This is a genomic window from Rhodococcus baikonurensis (assembly GCF_040489275.1).
Lineage (GTDB): Bacteria > Actinomycetota > Actinomycetes > Mycobacteriales > Mycobacteriaceae > Rhodococcus_F > Rhodococcus_F baikonurensis.
The window spans coordinates 29086-44713 of the sequence record NZ_JBEUOQ010000019.1 but is presented as its reverse complement, the minus strand read 5'-3'; the positions used below and the strand labels follow the sequence as shown (position 1 = coordinate 44713).

Genomic DNA, 15628 nt, shown 5'->3' with positions numbered 1-15628 from the left:
GGCAACAGGTTTTCGACCTGTTGCCCACCTTCGTTCAGGTCGAGACACTTTTACGGACGATACCCGACCGTGTGAAATGCGATGTCGACGTACTTCTGTGCCAATTGGGACGGTGACATCGGGCCACCGGTCTGAAACCAACGCGGTAGGGACTGGGCCATGCCGAGTATGGCCCGGACAGTCTCTTCGGTGTCGGTGACCGAGAAATCTCCAGATGCCACACCGTCGTCGACGATCCTGCGCATGAGCAACTCGAGCCGCTTACGACTGGCGGCGTATCGGCTTCGACTTTCCGGTGAGACATGCCGGATCTCGGTGTCCAACGCAGCATGCCGCGATCGGTGGGTCATGTAGAGAACAATCGCCTCCACCACCAGGGCGAAGCGTCGTACCGGGTTTTCGCCGGCTTCCGCCTCTGCCGCTTCGGTTCTGGTATTCAGCTCACTCATCGAGATCTCGAACAGAGCGACGAGGACTGCCTCTTTGTTCGCGTGGTGATAGTAGAGCGCGGGAACGGTTACCCCGACACGATTGGCGATCTGCCGCACCGTCGTGCCGTGGTAACCGTTCTCGTCGAACAGCTCGAGCGAAGCCGTCAGGATGTCGGTCATCACCAGCGGCGGGAAGGACCTCCAGTCCACGGCCACCGAATTCACCGACTCCACCTCGCCAGTCATGTATTGGCCGAAATTACCGCGGTGCCATACGGATTGCACCGTCGAGGCGAATCGTCTCACCGTTGAGCATCGGATTGGAGACGATGTGCGCGGCGAGCGCGCCGTACTCGCTGGGATCGCCCAGACGAGAGGGGTGGGGCACCTGCTGCCCCAGCGATGCCTGGGCGGCTTCAGGCAGTCCTGCCAGCAACGGGGTCTTGAACAGGCCGGGAGCGATGGTGTTGACGCGGATCAGCAGCGACGCGAGGTCACGGGCGATGGGGAGCGTCATACCGACGACGCCACCCTTCGATGCGGAGTACGCAGCCTGTCCGATCTGACCGTCGTACGCTGCGACCGAGGCGGTGTTGATGATGACGCCGCGTTCGCCGTCGATGGGTTCGGTCTTCGAAATACGTTCCGCAGCAAGACGAAGGACGTTGAAGGTGCCGATCAGGTTGACGTCGACGACCTTCTTGAACGCGTCGAGCGGGAAGGCGCCCTTCTTGCTGACCGTCTTGACTGCGTTGCCGATTCCCGCGCAGTTGACTGCCACGCGCAGGGGCCCGAGTGACTCGGCCACGTCGAGTGCAGCGGTGACCGCGGCCTCGTCGGTGACGTCTGCCGCCGCGAAGCGGACTCGGTCACCGAGTTCCTTGGCGATGGCTTCACCGTTCGACGACGGAAGGTCGATGATGACGACGCTGGCGCCGTCGGCAAGAAGAGCTTTGGTGGTGGCCAGGCCGAGGCCGGATGCTCCACCGGTGACGACGGCGACGCTGTCGTTGACGATCATGAGAGTTCCCTTTCGAAAGGTTATGTGTTTCAGATGCGTTCGATGATGGTGGCGTTGGCCATGCCGGCGCCCTCGCACATGGTCTGCAGTCCGTAGCGTCCGCCGGTGGCCTCGAGATGGTTGACCATCGTGGTCAGCAGACGAGTACCCGAGGACCCCAGGGCGTGTCCGAGGGCAATGGCGCCGCCCCACGGATTGAGCTTTGCCGGGTCGGCGCCGAACTCGTGAGCCCAGGCGAGCGGCACCGGGGCAAATGCCTCGTTGACCTCGTAGGTATCGATGTCGTCGATGCTCAGACCGGCGCGAGCGAGCACCTTGTGGGTGGCCGGGATGGGCGCGGTGAGCATGAAGATCGGGTCGTCGCCCGCGACGGAGAAGGAGTGGAAGCGTGCTCGCGGGGTCAGCCCCAGCTTCGACGCCATTTCTTCGCTCATGATCAGTGCCGCGGATGCGCCGTCGGTGAGCGGCGACGAGTTGCCGGGAGTGATCGACCATTGCGCATCGGGGAAGCGCTGCGCGTACTTCTCCGAGTAGAACGACGGCTTCAAGCCGGCGAGGCCCTCGGCGGTGGTGGACGCGCGAACCGTCTCGTCGACGGTGTGCGAGACGGTCTCACCGGCGGCGTTGGTCACCGAGATCGGCAGGATTTCCTTGTCGAAGCGTCCCTTCGCCGCTGCCTCCGCTGCCCGCTGGTGAGACTGCGCGGCGAATGCGTCGAGAGCCTCGCGGTCGAACTTCCACTTCGCGGTGATCAACTCCGCGGAGATGCCCTGATTGACCAGGCCTTCGGGGTACCGAGCCGCGATGCCCGGACCGGACGCGTCCTTCCCCATCGTCGTGGTGCCCATCGGGACACGACTCATCGATTCGACGCCCGCCGCGATCACGATGTCGTAGGCTCCGGCGATCACGCCTTGCGCCGCAAAGTGCGCAGCTTGCTGACTTGATCCGCACTGGCGATCGATCGTGGTGGCGGGTACCGACTCGGGGAACCCTGCCGAGAGGACCGCGCTGCGGGTGATGTTGAGCGCCTGCTCACCGGCCTGGCCGACGCAACCGCCGATCACGTCGTCCACCAGGGCGGGGTCGAGGCCGTTTCGGGAAGTGATGGAACGCAGAACGTGGGCCATCAGTTCGACAGGGTGCGTCCCGGACAGTGCTCCGCCCGGCTTCCCCTTGCCGGACGCGATCCGGACTACATCGACGATCACTGCCTTGGTCATCTTCGTTCCCTTCGAGGACGTGCATTGCTGGGGCGGTCCGGCACCCGAGTTTCGTGGCGCCGGGCACCGGACCGAGATCGAGGGAGCACCCTGACTTAGCGCTCGCTAAACAACTACCATCCTGCCAACACGCCCGTCAAGGGAAACCACAGCCACGAGGTCACGAAACGGCAATAAAGTCACGAAATGAAGAAGTCGCCCCACACCCGGACAGGCGTGGGGCGACTTCTCACCGAGCATTACGACGCTTCATGTTCAGCGCACGCTGGGGGTCACATCGACTCGGTGTGCGGTACCAGCGCCGCCAATCACGGGTGCAGGTTGGCCGCTCCGCCGTTCGGCGTCAGAACGGAACCGATATTCGAGTCGGTCCGCGGAGTGACATCCGTTGCCAAGCACATCGTCGGGGCGTACTGAGTTCCGAACAGTGTCGCCTTCGACAGGAACGTCATGTAGTTCTTCGGGTTTGCGTACTTCCCGGCATCACCGTCGGTGTTGATGTAAACCGCCGGGTTGGAGGAAGTCGTGACAACTTGGACCGAAGGCAGCGTGAAGGCGGCGCCGGCAAGCGCGGTCAAACCCGCATCAGAGGTATTCGAGCCGCCCGGACTCGCACCCGCAATCGTTGTTCCGACTCCCCCGTTGAGGGAAAGGTAGGATCCTGCAGCGTCCGCGGCACCACTTGCGTTCACTCGAGTGACCACCGGAGTGCCACTGAATCCACTACCCGTCCCGGAGACGATGGACGCCGACGTGAAGGTCACCGGATCGATCTTGAATACGAGGTTCAATCGATTCAAGTTGACAACCGTGGCACCACCGCCACTGGTCGGAACAGTCTGCGCCCCTGGCTGAATCGTGTAGGTGCCCGGCGTCGACGACGAGTGCGCAACCGACATGGAATGAGCCTGAAGCGGCTGATGAACATTGCCCGCAATGGATGAATTGGGGTCACCCATGCAAGCATTGTTGTAATTCGTCGTCACGTTATGGGCGGACGCCGGCACCGTTGCCGCAAACACCAATCCAAATGCTGCCGCAGAGATCGCAGCAGTAGTTCCGGCACGCCGAGCGAGAGATACAGTCATTTTGAACCTTTTCTTTCGTTGAGAAACGATTGACGTTCAACAAGATGAAATGTCGCAATCGATTTCGAATCGCGACATCATCGCAAAGAAAATCTCCTCCTCCCTGCACGTTGTCAGAACGAAAACTCGGATACAGCGCCATGCCGGGGAGACACATCCCGAAGGCAAGACAAATTCGAATACCGTTGCAGGACAGCCTGAGAGCAGATTTCAGCTCTGCAAAGTCCACACATGGCCGGCGGTAGACATCGATATAGGGGTAAGCCTTCGCAGCAATGCAGAAGAATCGCATCCTGCGTCCAGTGCCGGCGAGAAGAGTTCTCGCATCCCGAAACCCTAGAACAGGTACCAGTTTTCCCGCTTTGTCGAAAAAGTCAAGAAAAGGCAGATAGTTCGTACTTTAGACGCAACGCCAGGGCGATTTACCTCCACTGGAAGTCGGAAAACCGGTCGAGCAGTCGAATAATATTGACAGACAACGTAAACAAATTGGATCAACGAGGCTGCGACGCTCCCAACGCTCGTGCGCTGCACGCGACTATTGGTTCGACCGCGCGACACAACCTGGCCGTCCGGACATCCCTTAGTACTTTTGGATGATAGTTTGCAAATCTCGCCCGAAATGTCCGAAATCGGATAATCTTCCGCCACAAGCAATTCAAGCCACAGGGGATTCGGGGCGTGGCACCAATCGATGACAACCGCAGGGGGACTGACCGGGAGGTTGAGCGTGGACCTGCGATACGTTGCCTTCACACGTGCCGACTCGCATTTCTACGACCGAATCAGAACGGTCACCCGAGCTGATACACCGACTGACCAGCACTTTATCCCCGCAAAGTCGGTTGATTGGTCGCTCTGGCGGCGCGGCCCCCAAAGCGGGCCGTGGAACTACTTCCAACCGCCCGACGGTCTGCTGCCAGAACAAGGATGGAAGATTCACTGCTCCGCTACCCAAGCCAACGCGCAAGAGCTGCTCGACACCGTTTCCGTGTATTGCGGCCGCAATCATGTGCCGTTCAAATTTCTTCGGACGGCAACAGACCTCATGTTGTCCAACAGCAAGCAGGCCAATCGAACATCCAGCGGAAAATTCATCACGATTTATCCGACGGATGGCGTTGCCACACAACGTGTCATCATCGAACTGGACGAGCTTGTCACCGGTGCCGACGGGCCGTACATCCTCAGCGATGTGCGATGGAACCGGGGACCGCTCTACTTACGGTACGGCGCATATCTGCCCATGCAGACCTACGATTCATTCGGCGATAGCGTCCCGGCAATTCGGCGTCCTGACGGATCGCTCGAACCCGATGTGCGCGGCACTTCCTTCAGAACTCCGGACTGGGTACAAATCCCGGACTTCGTTCGCGCACAGCAAGACAAGCTGAAATCACGCGACGCCTTCCCCTATTCGATCAGTGAAGCCCTGCACTTCAGCAACAGCGGAGGGATCTACTCCGCACAGGGTGACGCCGGCATCGATCTGGTCATCAAAGAAGGCCGACCCTTTACCGCCCCGGACGCCAGCGGTCGATACGCAATCGACCGCCTTCGTAACGAGTACGACAAGCTGACTCACCTTGCCGACAACCCGTACTCACCTTCTGCGATCAGCCTGTTCGAGCGCGAAGGCCACCACTTTCTTGTCACCGAGCGCGCTCCCGGTACACCCCTGAATCAGGAAATCGCGATCCGCTATCCGCTCATCCGTGCCGACCAGACACTCAGTTCCCGAACGGAATACAGGACCTGGGCGCTCGACATCGCACTCCAGTTGACCACCGCGGTCGAGAGCTTCCACAGCGCCGGAATCGTTCATGCCGACCTTCACCCCGGCAACGTCCTGTCCTCACCCTCGGGTATTCGGATAGTCGACTTCGAGATGGCACACAACATCGACGAGTATCCGCCCCGGTCCACCGGAGCACCCGGATACACCGCACCGCCACAGCTGAAAGGTGTCGATGCGGACCGCTACTCCTTGGGATGCATCGAGCTGGGACTCTTTGTCCCGCTTACTACATTGTTCCCTCTCGATCACAACAAGATTCCCGAACTCATCGACTACGCGGTGTCTCGATTCGATCTACCTCGCACCTTCCGGGCCTCGCTCTACTCGATGCTCGACGTACACACGCCGGAACCGGAGAACCGCCGGCATCGTTGGGACACGTCGTCGAGGGAATCTCTGCAGCGTACGGACGCTCGATTGCGTTGCGGCATCCTCGCCTCGCTCGATCTCTCCCGCTCTGATCGACTCTTTCCCGGAGACATCGCCCAATTCGAAGTGAACGGCTACGGCATTGCGCACGGCTCGTGCGGAAATCTGCTCGCCGATGATCTACCCACCGACACCTTGGAGTCAGTTCTGGAATGGACTGAACACCAGGTTGATTCGGATGCGCAGCCACAGTTCGGATTCTTCGACGGACTCGCGGGTGCGGTGCACACCTTTCGGCAACTAGGACGACACTCGACTGCCGACAGATGGGTCGAGACTTTGTGTAAAGCTCCACTCGACGAGCTCGATTCCATCCTCTTCCAAGGCCTTTCCGGAATCGGCTGCCTTCTACTCGAGGAATCGGAGTCATGTCCGGCGGCGTCGTCAGCGCTCGCTCTCGTCACCGAGACTCTGCGGGATCGCCTTCCGGAGGCTCGCGCACATGTTCGCTCCGACGACGGAATAGCCTGGGCGACAGCGGGTCGCGGCGGCTTGATGAGAGGGCCGAGCGGGCAAGCGTTGTTCTGGACTCGCCACTACGAACGGACCGGAGATCCTCGATCACTGGAACACGCACGACAGCTTGTCGACATCGACCTGTCCGTGATGCAGATGTGCCCTGACGGTTCGATGCAACTGAGAGAAGAGCGCCGGACAATGCCGTATCTGGGATCGGGATCCGTCGGTGTGGGCCTGGTGCTTCTACAACTTGTGCGACATGTCGACGAACCGCGCTATGCGTCTGCCCTACATGCCATAGCCCGCGCTGCCGCCGTCGAATTCACTGCCCAAGCCGGACTGCTCAACGGGCGAGCCGGGCTGATTCTCTTCCTCGGCGAACTCTCCAAGACTCCATATGCCGGCGCCGATTGCGAACAGACGCTTGCGCAGCAGTTCCAGCTTCTGGGCTTGCACAGCCTCGATCACGCAGGAGGCCTTTACTTTCCAGGTGAGCAGAATTTGAGGCTCTCGACAGACTGGGCAACCGGATCTGCGGGAATTCTCGCATTGCTCCGAGATACCGGATCGGCACCTCGCCGACCGTCGTTCCCACTGATGTGTGCGTCGAACTGCCACATCACCTGATTGTTCGACAGTTATCACCCACGGCAGATTGGAGCACAGGAGTATCAGGCCAAGAACCTGAAATGGAAGCAGCACCGCAAGACAATTCGATCGATGACATCCATCGGCAAGAACGCCGATCAACAAAGGAAATGACAATGGACGCTATTCTCTCGCTTCAAGATCTGTCAGTCGCCGCCGGCAATGTCGGAGACGCCGGCCAACTCGAGCAGAACGCGGCAATCAGTTCGCTCAGTTTCTTCTGCCTCTGACCTCAGGCCGATACCTCGGAGCAGGTCCGGGGTATCGGCTTTCGAAATCCATGTGGATCACCAAACGAACAGTATTGTTTCATCATGAGACGCATCCACACGTCACCGAGCTGCATTCGCCGATGATCTACGCGACCTGGAGGCAATGTCGAGGGCAGATCCTATGGTCGTTGGCGGTGATATTCCTCCTGATCTTGACAGCCGCCGTTTCAGGCTGGTTCGTTCAGCGTTCGGGCGAGAGTTGGGACTTCGGGGGCATCTGCTCGCGCTGGTACGACGGAGGTGGCGGTTGCCGCGCCGACACCGCTCTTACCTTGACGGCGCTTCTTGTTCTTCTTCCGTTTACCTCAGGAATGCTGGTGGGTGTCACCACTTTCTCCCGAGACTTCGAGCAGGGCCCCGAGAATCTCGACCTTCGCGAGTCCACCGGCCTTGTTCGATGGTATTTCCTGCGAGTCCTGGTGGCCTTCGTTCCCATCACCCTTGCGATGACAGTCCTGGGCCTGGTGCTCGGCTGGACCCATACACTGGGCCGGGGACAGGCAACAGATGAAGCCACCTCGTTTTCCTTGATGGAGTTCCCCAATTTTCAAACGACGGGAATCGCCGTCGGCGCCTACGCCTTTCTGGCGATGAGTACCGGCAGCGCAGCCGCATTGCTCATCCGCAACACCGTCGTCTCAATGGTCACGACTCTCCTCGTGTTCTTCATCGTGCCCGTCGCACTGAGCGCGATGGTCCGCGAGCATTACACGGCCCCGGACATTGACGTCCAACCCATCGACGGACTGGCCCGTGCAGCGGAATACGCACCGTCGCCGTATAGAAATCTCGACTCGAGATGGGTTATCGGAGCCGGCTTCGCCGATACGGACGGCAACATGATCGACGCCGACTACACAATGTGCTGGGGCTCAGACAATTCCGATCGCCAGCAGCAAGCCCTCGAAGTCGACAACTGCCTTCGAGAACAGGGAATCGATCACTATGCCGTGGTCTATCACCCGCAGAGCCGGTACTGGCATTTTCAGTTCATCGAGACCGCCGTGATGCTGTTGTGCTCCGGGTTGATGATGGCGCTCGCACTCGTCGGCGCACACGGACTGCGTCGGCAGCCCGCCGAGAACCGAATGTCCGAAATGCCGAAATCGGTTTAACATCAGCAATTTTCGATCAATTTCCTCTTGTGTTCGAATCTTTGTTCGAATATGATTGCTGCATGGACAGTCGGGATGCGTGGCAACTGGATGGTGAGGACCTCAAGGGTGAGGTTCTGGATCTGGTGCGTGTCCGGCACGAGTTGCAGTCGCGGATGGTGTTGCTGATCGTGGAGATGTTTTCCCGGGATGTTCTCGGTGGGAAGGGTTTTCGGGCGATCGCGCAGTGGTTGCACGGTTCGACGAATTTGGAGATCGGTGAGTGCAGCCTGCTGGTGGGCCTGGCGCGGTTGCTGATGCTCGAACCTGTGGTGGGCGATGCGTTTCATCGCGGTGATGTGGATGCGTTGAAAGCCCGTCAGGTGGCGTCGTTTTGTCAGCATCCGCCCAAGAACATGACCCCGGCCGATGTGGACAAGGCGCGCGAGATCCTGCTCGGCCTGGCGTCGAAGAACATTGCCGATTGTGATGCGGTGCGGGCGGCGATCCACCGAATCGAGAAGCAGTACGGCAAGCGCGAGGACGGTGTTCCGGTCGGGGAAGACTCTGAGCGCAATGAGTTCTACGCCTCGAAGGGCCTTTACGGGCGGGTCACAGTCAAGGGTGATTTGGATGCGGTGAACGGGGCCCGTCTGATCACGTTGTTGTCGAGCCTGTCCGCTCCGACGCCGGAGAAGGACGGTGTCAAGGACACCCGCACGCCGGCATTACGACGGGCGGACGGGTTTTGCGAGTTGTTGCGCCGGTACGAGCGGGCGGGGTTGGGTCCGATCGAAGGCGGCGTGAAACCACACATCACGGTCACCGCGTCCGCGAAAGACATGACGGACCTGCAGGCGTTGAAAGACCTGTTGCCGTCCACTGAGGAGTTGGGGTTTGCGTGGACGGATTGGGTGGGCCCGATCAGTATCGATACTGCCCGGATGTTGGCCTGCGACTGCACCGTCACCCGAATTTTGTTGGATGAAAATGGTGTTCCGCTCGACTGCGGTAAGGAAGCGAGAACGGCGACCGTTCCGCAGCGGCGGGCGTTGGCAGTTCGTGATGGCGGGTGTGCGTTTCCGGGGTGCGGGACACCATCGGGATGGTGCGACGCCCACCATATCGTTCACTGGAACGATGGTGGCCCAACAGATCTCGACAATTTGATCTTGTTGTGCGGCCACCATCACCGGACGCTGCACCACACGCAGTGGCGGGTGGAGATCGGCCCGGATCGGAAGTCGGTGTTCTATCCGCCGATGTCGATCGACCCGTATCAACAGCCGATCGGCGGGAACAGCCCACCCACAGCGGCGTGAATCGCGACAATTGAATACATCAGTACCGGGGACGAACCATGCCCCGGTACTGACGCGCGTTTTTGGTCAGATCCCAACCCTTCAAATCCCAGCTCTACGCACGAGTGCATCTGTAGCCGAGGGAGATACGACGTCGATCGCTCGTAACAGCCCCGCGTACCGCGGATACAGCTCGACGGGACGCGTATTGATCGCCCGCAAGATCCACGATGCAGCTTGATCGGCCGTCAGCGCCGGCTGGCTCACGTAATCCGCCGTCGGCGCGATCATCGGTGTTCGTATGAGCGGGAATTGCACTGTGGTGACGTCGACGCCAGTGCCGTGACATTCCGCGCCGAGGCTTCGGCCGAAGGCACTGAGCGCAGACTTCGACGCGTGGTAGGCGCTGAACCTCGGCATCACCCCGGCGGTGACTCCCCAGGTTCCGACGTTGATGATGTGCCCGGCCTTCGCCTCGAGCATCGCGGGCAGCAGACGCAACGTCAGTCGTGTAGGTCCGAAGTAATTCAGCGCCATGGTGCGCTCGTAGTCGTGGAATCGGTCGACCGAATCCAACGCAGTACGCCGGATCGAGCGCCCCGCATTGTTGACGAGGATGTCGATCGACCCGAATCGATCCGCGATCGTCTCCGCGAGTTCGTCGACAGCTTCCCCACGGGATAGGTCCGCAGGCACGATGTGCGCCCATCCGCCCTTGCGGTGGATCTCGTCGCGTACGTGTTCGAGGTTTTCCTCACCGCGCGCAACCAGGATCATCTCGGCCCCTCGGCGGGCCAAGAGATGAGCAGTCGCCTCACCGATCCCCGAGGAAGCTCCTGTCAGAACGATCGTCTTGTCGGAGAGTGTGACGCCACGCGACGGAACAAGAGAGCGCAAACGCGTCGGCGGACTCAAGGCAATATTGCTGAGCAGCGTTCTGATCACATCGGCCTCGGTTCGATCTTCACGTGCGTTTCGGTGCGAACCCATCCCTGAACAGCCAACTTCGAGCGCACCGCGGAAATTACTCAAAAGTAAGTTATGGCTCCGTTTCGACCGTGTCAAGAATTCGTCGAGATCCAGGAGTATCTGCCACTAGCTTTTCCTGATACCTCGGGTTACATTAAATCCAGACCGAGTGCCAGCGATCACACAACCGGCCCTCGATTCCACCGAACACCGCGAGAAATACCAGCGGTGACCGAAACGAAGAGGAGACGCCATGACGCTCACATCGCCGCTCGACAAGCGCGGAGAAGCATCCGACGACTCGTACAACGAGACGCTTCGACTCCTGTCCGAGGGCTCGGTGCACAAGCACTTCGACCCGTACCTCGACATCGACTGGGACTCCCCCGAGTTTGCCGTCGTTCCGAACGATCGCCGCTGGATCCTCCCGGCCGAGACTGACCCGTTGGGTGCACACCCCTGGTACCAGTCGCAGTCCGAGGCCAAGCAGATCGAAATCGGCATGTGGCGCCAGGCCAACGTCGCGAAGGTCGGTCTCCAGTTCGAGAACATCCTGATCCGCGGCATGATGCAGTACGTCTTCTCGCTGCCCAACGATTCGGCCGAGGCGCGCTACTGCACGCACGAGTCCGTCGAAGAGTGCAACCACACGATGATGTTCCAGGAGATGGTCAACCGCATCGGTGCCGACGCTCCCGGCATGAGCCGTCCGATGAAGATGCTTGCACCCTTCATCCCCCTTGCTGCGGGTCCGTTCCCCGAACTGTTCTTCGTCGGTGTCCTCGCCGGTGAAGAGCCGATCGACCACATTCAGAAGAGCATCCTGCGCGCCGGCGGCCAGATCCACCCGATCATGCAGTCGGTCATGGCCATCCACGTAGCCGAGGAAGCACGTCACATCTCGTTCGCTCACAAGCTTCTGAGCCGTCGCATCCCGCTGATGTCACGCCCGAACCGGTTCGTCCTCTCGCTGCTGTTCCCGATCGTCATGCGCATTCTCTGTGACGCCATCGTCATCCCGCCGAAGTCCTTCTGGAAGCAGTTCGACATCCCGAAGTCCGTGAAGAAGGACCTGTTCTGGGATCTGCCCGAATCGCGTCAGACCCTGCGCAACTACTTCGGTGACGTCCGCATGCTGGCCACCGACACCGGCCTGATGAACCGTGCCTCGCGCCTGGTGTGGAAGGCATGCAAGATGGACGGCCGCGCATCGCGCTTCCGCAGCGAACCTCACCGCAGCTCGCACAACGCCGCCGCGTAGCTCCCGGACAGTCGAGATCGGACTCATAGCGCCATGCCACACGTAGTCACGCAGTCCTGTTGCAGCGACGCCTCGTGCGTCTACGCCTGCCCGGTCAACTGCATCCATCCGACGCCGGACGAGCCGGACTTCCTCACCGCCGAGATGCTGCATATCGATCCGCAGGCCTGCGTCGACTGCGGCGCATGTGTCTCGGCCTGCCCGGTCGATGCCATCGTCCCCGAATCGAAGCTGACCGACCCTCAGCGGGTATTCCTGTCCATCAATGCGGACTTCTACAAGGAAGAGCGGCCTCGGCCGCTTCTCGCCAAGGTCATCCCGGCAGCGCACGTCGACAAGGGCCGACCGCCGTTGCGAGTTGCGATCGTCGGTTCCGGCCCGTCCGCGATGTATGCCGCGGACGAGTTGCTGACGCAGCCCGACGTGCAGGTCAACGTTTTCGATCGCCTTCCCGTGCCCTACGGCCTGGTCAGAGCCGGAGTTGCTCCGGATCATCAGAAGACCAAGCAGGTCACTCGCTTGTTCGACAAGATCGCCGCACAAAAGGGTTTCGAGTTCTACCTCAACGTCGAGATCGGCAAGCACATCTCGCACAGCGAACTGCTCGAAAATCACCATGCGGTGCTCTACGCAGTCGGCGCATCGTCCGACCGTGGTCTCGGCATTCCGGGTGCTGATCTGCCTGGCACGGCATCGGCCACCGACTTCGTGGCCTGGTACAACGGCCACCCCGATCACGCCGACGACGTCTTCGACCTCTCGCATCGCCGCGCGGTCATCATCGGAAACGGAAACGTCGCGCTCGACGTCGCTCGCATTCTCACGGCCGATCCCGAGAAGTTGGCGCGCACTGACATCTCCGCTCACGCACTCGCCGCTCTGCGGAAGAGTCGCGTCGAAGAAGTTGTCATCGTGGGTCGACGCGGAATCGCGCAGTCCGCGTTCACAGTCCCCGAGTTCACCGGCCTGATGGCACTGCCGGACATCGAACTCTCTGTCGGACCCGACGACATGGTTCTCGACTCGGCCACCGAAGAACTGGCAAAACGCGGCGAGCTTCCGCATGCCGTCGAGCAGAAGTTGCGTCTACTCGAAGCACTGAAGAACCGCGATCACGTCGACGTCGGCAACAAGCGCATCACGTTGCGCTACCTGCTCACGCCGACGTCGATCACCGGCGACGATCAGGTCAGTGGAATCGAGTTCGCTCGCAACGCCCTGGTCGACGCCAACGGAACCGTGCAGATCGAGGCGACCGGCGATACCGAGACCATCGATGCCGGCTTGGTCCTCACCTCGATCGGCTACCGCGGAGTGCCCATCGCAGGCGTCCCGTTCGACGAGCGTGCTTCGGTCATTCCGAATGAGAACGGCCGCGTCCTCGAAGCTCCGAACGGCGATCCCGCCACCGGCGTCTACGCGACCGGTTGGATCAAGCGCGGACCGAGTGGGTTCATCGGCACCAACAAGTCCTGCGCGCAGGAAACGATCAGGATGCTCGTCGACGACTTCAACGACGGCCGCCTGACCAACCCGGTCGCCGACGACTCCGCAGTCGATCGTCTGGTCCGGGCGCGACAGTCCGACGTAGTCGACCGCGAGGGCTGGCACGCCATCGACAAGGCGGAACTGGAACGCGGCGCTGCGCACGACCGTGTCCGCGAAAAGGTTCTGGATCAGGTCGAGATCACCTCCATCCTCGACGCTGCGGCCCGGGTGAAGCCGACTCGTCGATTCGGTCGACCCGTTCGCGCTCGCTGATCCACCACAGGTAAACAGCTACTTTCACGCACACGGCCCCGCCTGCAGACTCGTCTGCCCGGCGGGGCCGTCTGCGTTCCGGCAGCGTCCCACTCAGCGAAAATTTATGCCCGTCATCGGCCGAAATCGTGTAATACTGCAACCTGTTCCAGTAAGCGGCACAGCGGGCCCCGATCCCAGGATCAGGCTCGCCAACCAGATGAGGATTGCATGAGCGAGACTGCAACGCCGGCGCCGAACGGGAGTGTGACACCTGCAGTAGAGGGTTGGTTCACCACCGGCGACGAACCTGCACTGATCGGCACGAAGTGCCAATCCTGCGGCACCATTTCCTTCCCTCGTGAGGCGACGTTCTGCAAGAACCCGAGCTGCTTCAGCGAGGAGTTCGACGACGTGGAACTCTCCCGCCGCGGCACCGTCTGGTCGTACACCGACGCGCAGTACCAGCCCCCGCCGCCGTACATCCCGCGCTCGGATCCGTACGAGCCCTTTGCTCTCGCAGCAGTCGAACTACCCGAGGGCATCGTCATCCTCGGCCAGGTGGCCGACGGCTTCGGCGTCGACGATCTCAAGGTCGGCAATACCGTCGAGTTGGTAGTCGAGCCGCTGTACACGGATGAAACCGGAGTTCGTACGACGTGGCGCTGGAAGCCTGTCGCCGCCGATCAGGAGTCGAAGTCATGAGCAAGGACGTCGCAGTACTCGGTGTGGGCATGCATCCGTGGGGCAAGTGGGGACAGTCGTTCGTGAAGTACGGTGTTGCCGCCGCTCGCGCCGCGCTCGCCGATTCGGGCGTTGACTGGCAGGACGTCGACTTCATCGTCGGCGGTGAGACCGTCCGCAACGGTTACGGCGGATACGTCGCCGGAGCCACTTTCGCGCAGGCACTCGGCTGGAACGGCGCTCGCGTCGCCACGTCGTACGCCGCCTGTGCGACGGGAGCCCAGGCACTCGACACAGCTCGCGCACGAATCCTGGCCGGCCTCAGCGAAGTTGCCCTGGTCGTCGGTGCCGACACCACCCCCAAAGGTTTCCTCGCCCCCGTTGCCGGTGAGCGTTGGGACGACCCGGACTGGCTGCGCTTCCGCCTCATGGGTATGACCAACCCGGCGTACTTCGCGCTCAACGCGCGTCGTCGCATCGACCTCTACGGCGCCACCGCGGAGGACTTCGCCAACGTGAAGGTCAAGAACGCCAAGCACGGGCTCAATAATCCGAATGCGCGCTACCGCAAGGAAGTCACCGTCGAGAACGTGTTGGCCTCCCCCGTGGTGTCCAATCCTCTGCATTTGCTCGACATCTGCGCGACCTCCGACGGCGGCGCAGCAATCTTGCTGACGTCGATGGAATACGCCCGCAAGATGGGCATCGCGGAACCTGTTCGCATCAAGGCTATTTCGACGGTCACGCCGACGTTCCCGCAGACGATCATGGACATGCCGAACTTCTCCACCGATTCCAGCTCTGCCGTCCCCGCTCCGGAGCGCACGTTCAAGGAATCCATCGGCTACGCCGCGTACGAGGAAGCCGGGATCTCTCCCGAGGACGTCGACGTCGCCGAGGTCTACGACCTCGCCACCTCGGTGGAACTGGACTGGATCGAAGACCTCGCCCTGTGCAAGCGGGGCGAGGCGGAGCACCTTCTGCGTGCGGGTGACACCAGCATCGGTGGCCGCATCCCGGTCAATCCGTCCGGTGGACTCGCGTGCTTCGGCGAAGCCGTTCCCGCACAGGCACTTGCGCAGGTCTGCGAGCTCACCTGGCAGCTTCGTGGACAGGCCGAAGGCCGCCAGGTCGAAGGTGCTCGCATCGGAATCACCGCCAACCAGGGCCTGTTCGGCCACGGCTCCTCGGTGATCGTTTCCGCCTGACC

At 61.2% G+C, this 15628-nt stretch carries 12 protein-coding genes; 7 read left to right on the top strand and 5 right to left on the bottom strand.

The window, feature by feature from the left end; genetic code table 11:
* Positions 1-50 precede the first annotated feature (50 nt).
* The 4 genes from ABWI03_RS29320 to ABWI03_RS29305 form a co-directional block, all read right to left on the bottom strand.
* A complete protein-coding gene (locus ABWI03_RS29320) occupies positions 51-677 on the bottom strand; it encodes a TetR/AcrR family transcriptional regulator (protein WP_298781771.1) in 627 nt (208 codons plus the stop codon).
* A gap of 13 nt (positions 678-690) precedes the next feature.
* The gene (locus ABWI03_RS29315) at positions 691-1452 is read right to left on the bottom strand and encodes a 3-hydroxyacyl-CoA dehydrogenase (protein ID WP_095972334.1); all 762 of its coding nucleotides are present in this window, start codon (positions 1450-1452) and stop codon (positions 691-693) included.
* Positions 1453-1481: 29 nt separating this feature from the next.
* A complete protein-coding gene (locus ABWI03_RS29310) occupies positions 1482-2675 on the bottom strand; it encodes a thiolase family protein (protein WP_298781767.1) in 1194 nt (397 codons plus the stop codon).
* 308 nt (positions 2676-2983) lie between these two features.
* Entirely contained in the window at positions 2984-3763 is a 780-nt protein-coding gene (locus tag ABWI03_RS29305) for a hypothetical protein (RefSeq protein WP_298781764.1), read from the bottom strand.
* Positions 3764-4493: 730 nt separating this feature from the next.
* Between ABWI03_RS29305 and lanKC the strand changes: the two genes are divergently transcribed.
* From lanKC to ABWI03_RS29290, 3 genes are all read left to right on the top strand, one after another.
* Complete coding sequence (gene lanKC, locus ABWI03_RS29300; protein WP_353799015.1) at positions 4494-7076, top strand: class III lanthionine synthetase LanKC; 2583 nt, start codon at positions 4494-4496, stop codon at positions 7074-7076.
* Between the two features lie 427 nt (positions 7077-7503).
* Entirely contained in the window at positions 7504-8484 is a 981-nt protein-coding gene (locus tag ABWI03_RS29295) for an ABC-2 membrane transporter-related protein (protein ID WP_298781758.1), read from the top strand.
* 62 nt (positions 8485-8546) lie between these two features.
* Positions 8547-9785: an HNH endonuclease signature motif containing protein gene (locus tag ABWI03_RS29290; protein WP_353799016.1), complete on the top strand. Its 1239-nt coding sequence runs from the start codon at positions 8547-8549 to the stop codon at positions 9783-9785.
* Positions 9786-9866: 81 nt separating this feature from the next.
* Here ABWI03_RS29290 and ABWI03_RS29285 read toward each other — a convergent pair whose 3' ends face one another.
* Positions 9867-10754 carry an SDR family oxidoreductase gene (locus ABWI03_RS29285; protein WP_200313194.1) on the bottom strand — a complete coding sequence of 296 codons (888 nt, stop codon included), beginning with the start codon at positions 10752-10754 and terminating at the stop codon, positions 9867-9869.
* A 232-nt stretch (positions 10755-10986) separates the two neighbouring features.
* Between ABWI03_RS29285 and ABWI03_RS29280 the strand changes: the two genes are divergently transcribed.
* The 4 genes from ABWI03_RS29280 (at position 10987) to ABWI03_RS29265 (ending at position 15626) form a co-directional block, all read left to right on the top strand.
* Entirely contained in the window at positions 10987-11994 is a 1008-nt protein-coding gene (locus tag ABWI03_RS29280) for an AurF N-oxygenase family protein (RefSeq protein WP_124568020.1), read from the top strand.
* A 33-nt stretch (positions 11995-12027) separates the two neighbouring features.
* A complete protein-coding gene (locus ABWI03_RS29275) occupies positions 12028-13755 on the top strand; it encodes an FAD-dependent oxidoreductase (protein WP_298781747.1) in 1728 nt (575 codons plus the stop codon).
* A 210-nt stretch (positions 13756-13965) separates the two neighbouring features.
* Positions 13966-14439: a Zn-ribbon domain-containing OB-fold protein gene (locus ABWI03_RS29270; protein WP_095972327.1), complete on the top strand. Its 474-nt coding sequence runs from the start codon at positions 13966-13968 to the stop codon at positions 14437-14439.
* Complete coding sequence (locus tag ABWI03_RS29265; RefSeq protein WP_095972326.1) at positions 14436-15626, top strand: lipid-transfer protein; 1191 nt, start codon at positions 14436-14438, stop codon at positions 15624-15626. Before ABWI03_RS29270 ends, ABWI03_RS29265 begins: the two co-directional genes overlap by 4 nt.
* Positions 15627-15628: the final 2 nt, after the last annotated feature.

Excerpts from the sequence above, each read along its gene's own strand:
- ABWI03_RS29320 (WP_298781771.1), bottom strand. The coding sequence starts at position 677 with ATGACTGGCGAGGTGGAGTCGGTGAATTCGGTGGCCGTGGACTGGAGG.
- ABWI03_RS29315 (WP_095972334.1), bottom strand. The coding sequence starts at position 1,452 with ATGATCGTCAACGACAGCGTCGCCGTCGTCACCGGTGGAGCATCCGGC.
- ABWI03_RS29310 (WP_298781767.1), bottom strand. The coding sequence starts at position 2,675 with ATGACCAAGGCAGTGATCGTCGATGTAGTCCGGATCGCGTCCGGCAAG.
- ABWI03_RS29305 (WP_298781764.1), bottom strand. The coding sequence starts at position 3,763 with ATGACTGTATCTCTCGCTCGGCGTGCCGGAACTACTGCTGCGATCTCT.
- ABWI03_RS29290 (WP_353799016.1), top strand. The coding sequence starts at position 8,547 with ATGGACAGTCGGGATGCGTGGCAACTGGATGGTGAGGACCTCAAGGGT.
- ABWI03_RS29285 (WP_200313194.1), bottom strand. The coding sequence starts at position 10,754 with ATGGGTTCGCACCGAAACGCACGTGAAGATCGAACCGAGGCCGATGTG.
- ABWI03_RS29280 (WP_124568020.1), top strand. The coding sequence starts at position 10,987 with ATGACGCTCACATCGCCGCTCGACAAGCGCGGAGAAGCATCCGACGAC.
- ABWI03_RS29275 (WP_298781747.1), top strand. The coding sequence starts at position 12,028 with ATGCCACACGTAGTCACGCAGTCCTGTTGCAGCGACGCCTCGTGCGTC.
- ABWI03_RS29270 (WP_095972327.1), top strand. The coding sequence starts at position 13,966 with ATGAGCGAGACTGCAACGCCGGCGCCGAACGGGAGTGTGACACCTGCA.
- ABWI03_RS29265 (WP_095972326.1), top strand. The coding sequence starts at position 14,436 with ATGAGCAAGGACGTCGCAGTACTCGGTGTGGGCATGCATCCGTGGGGC.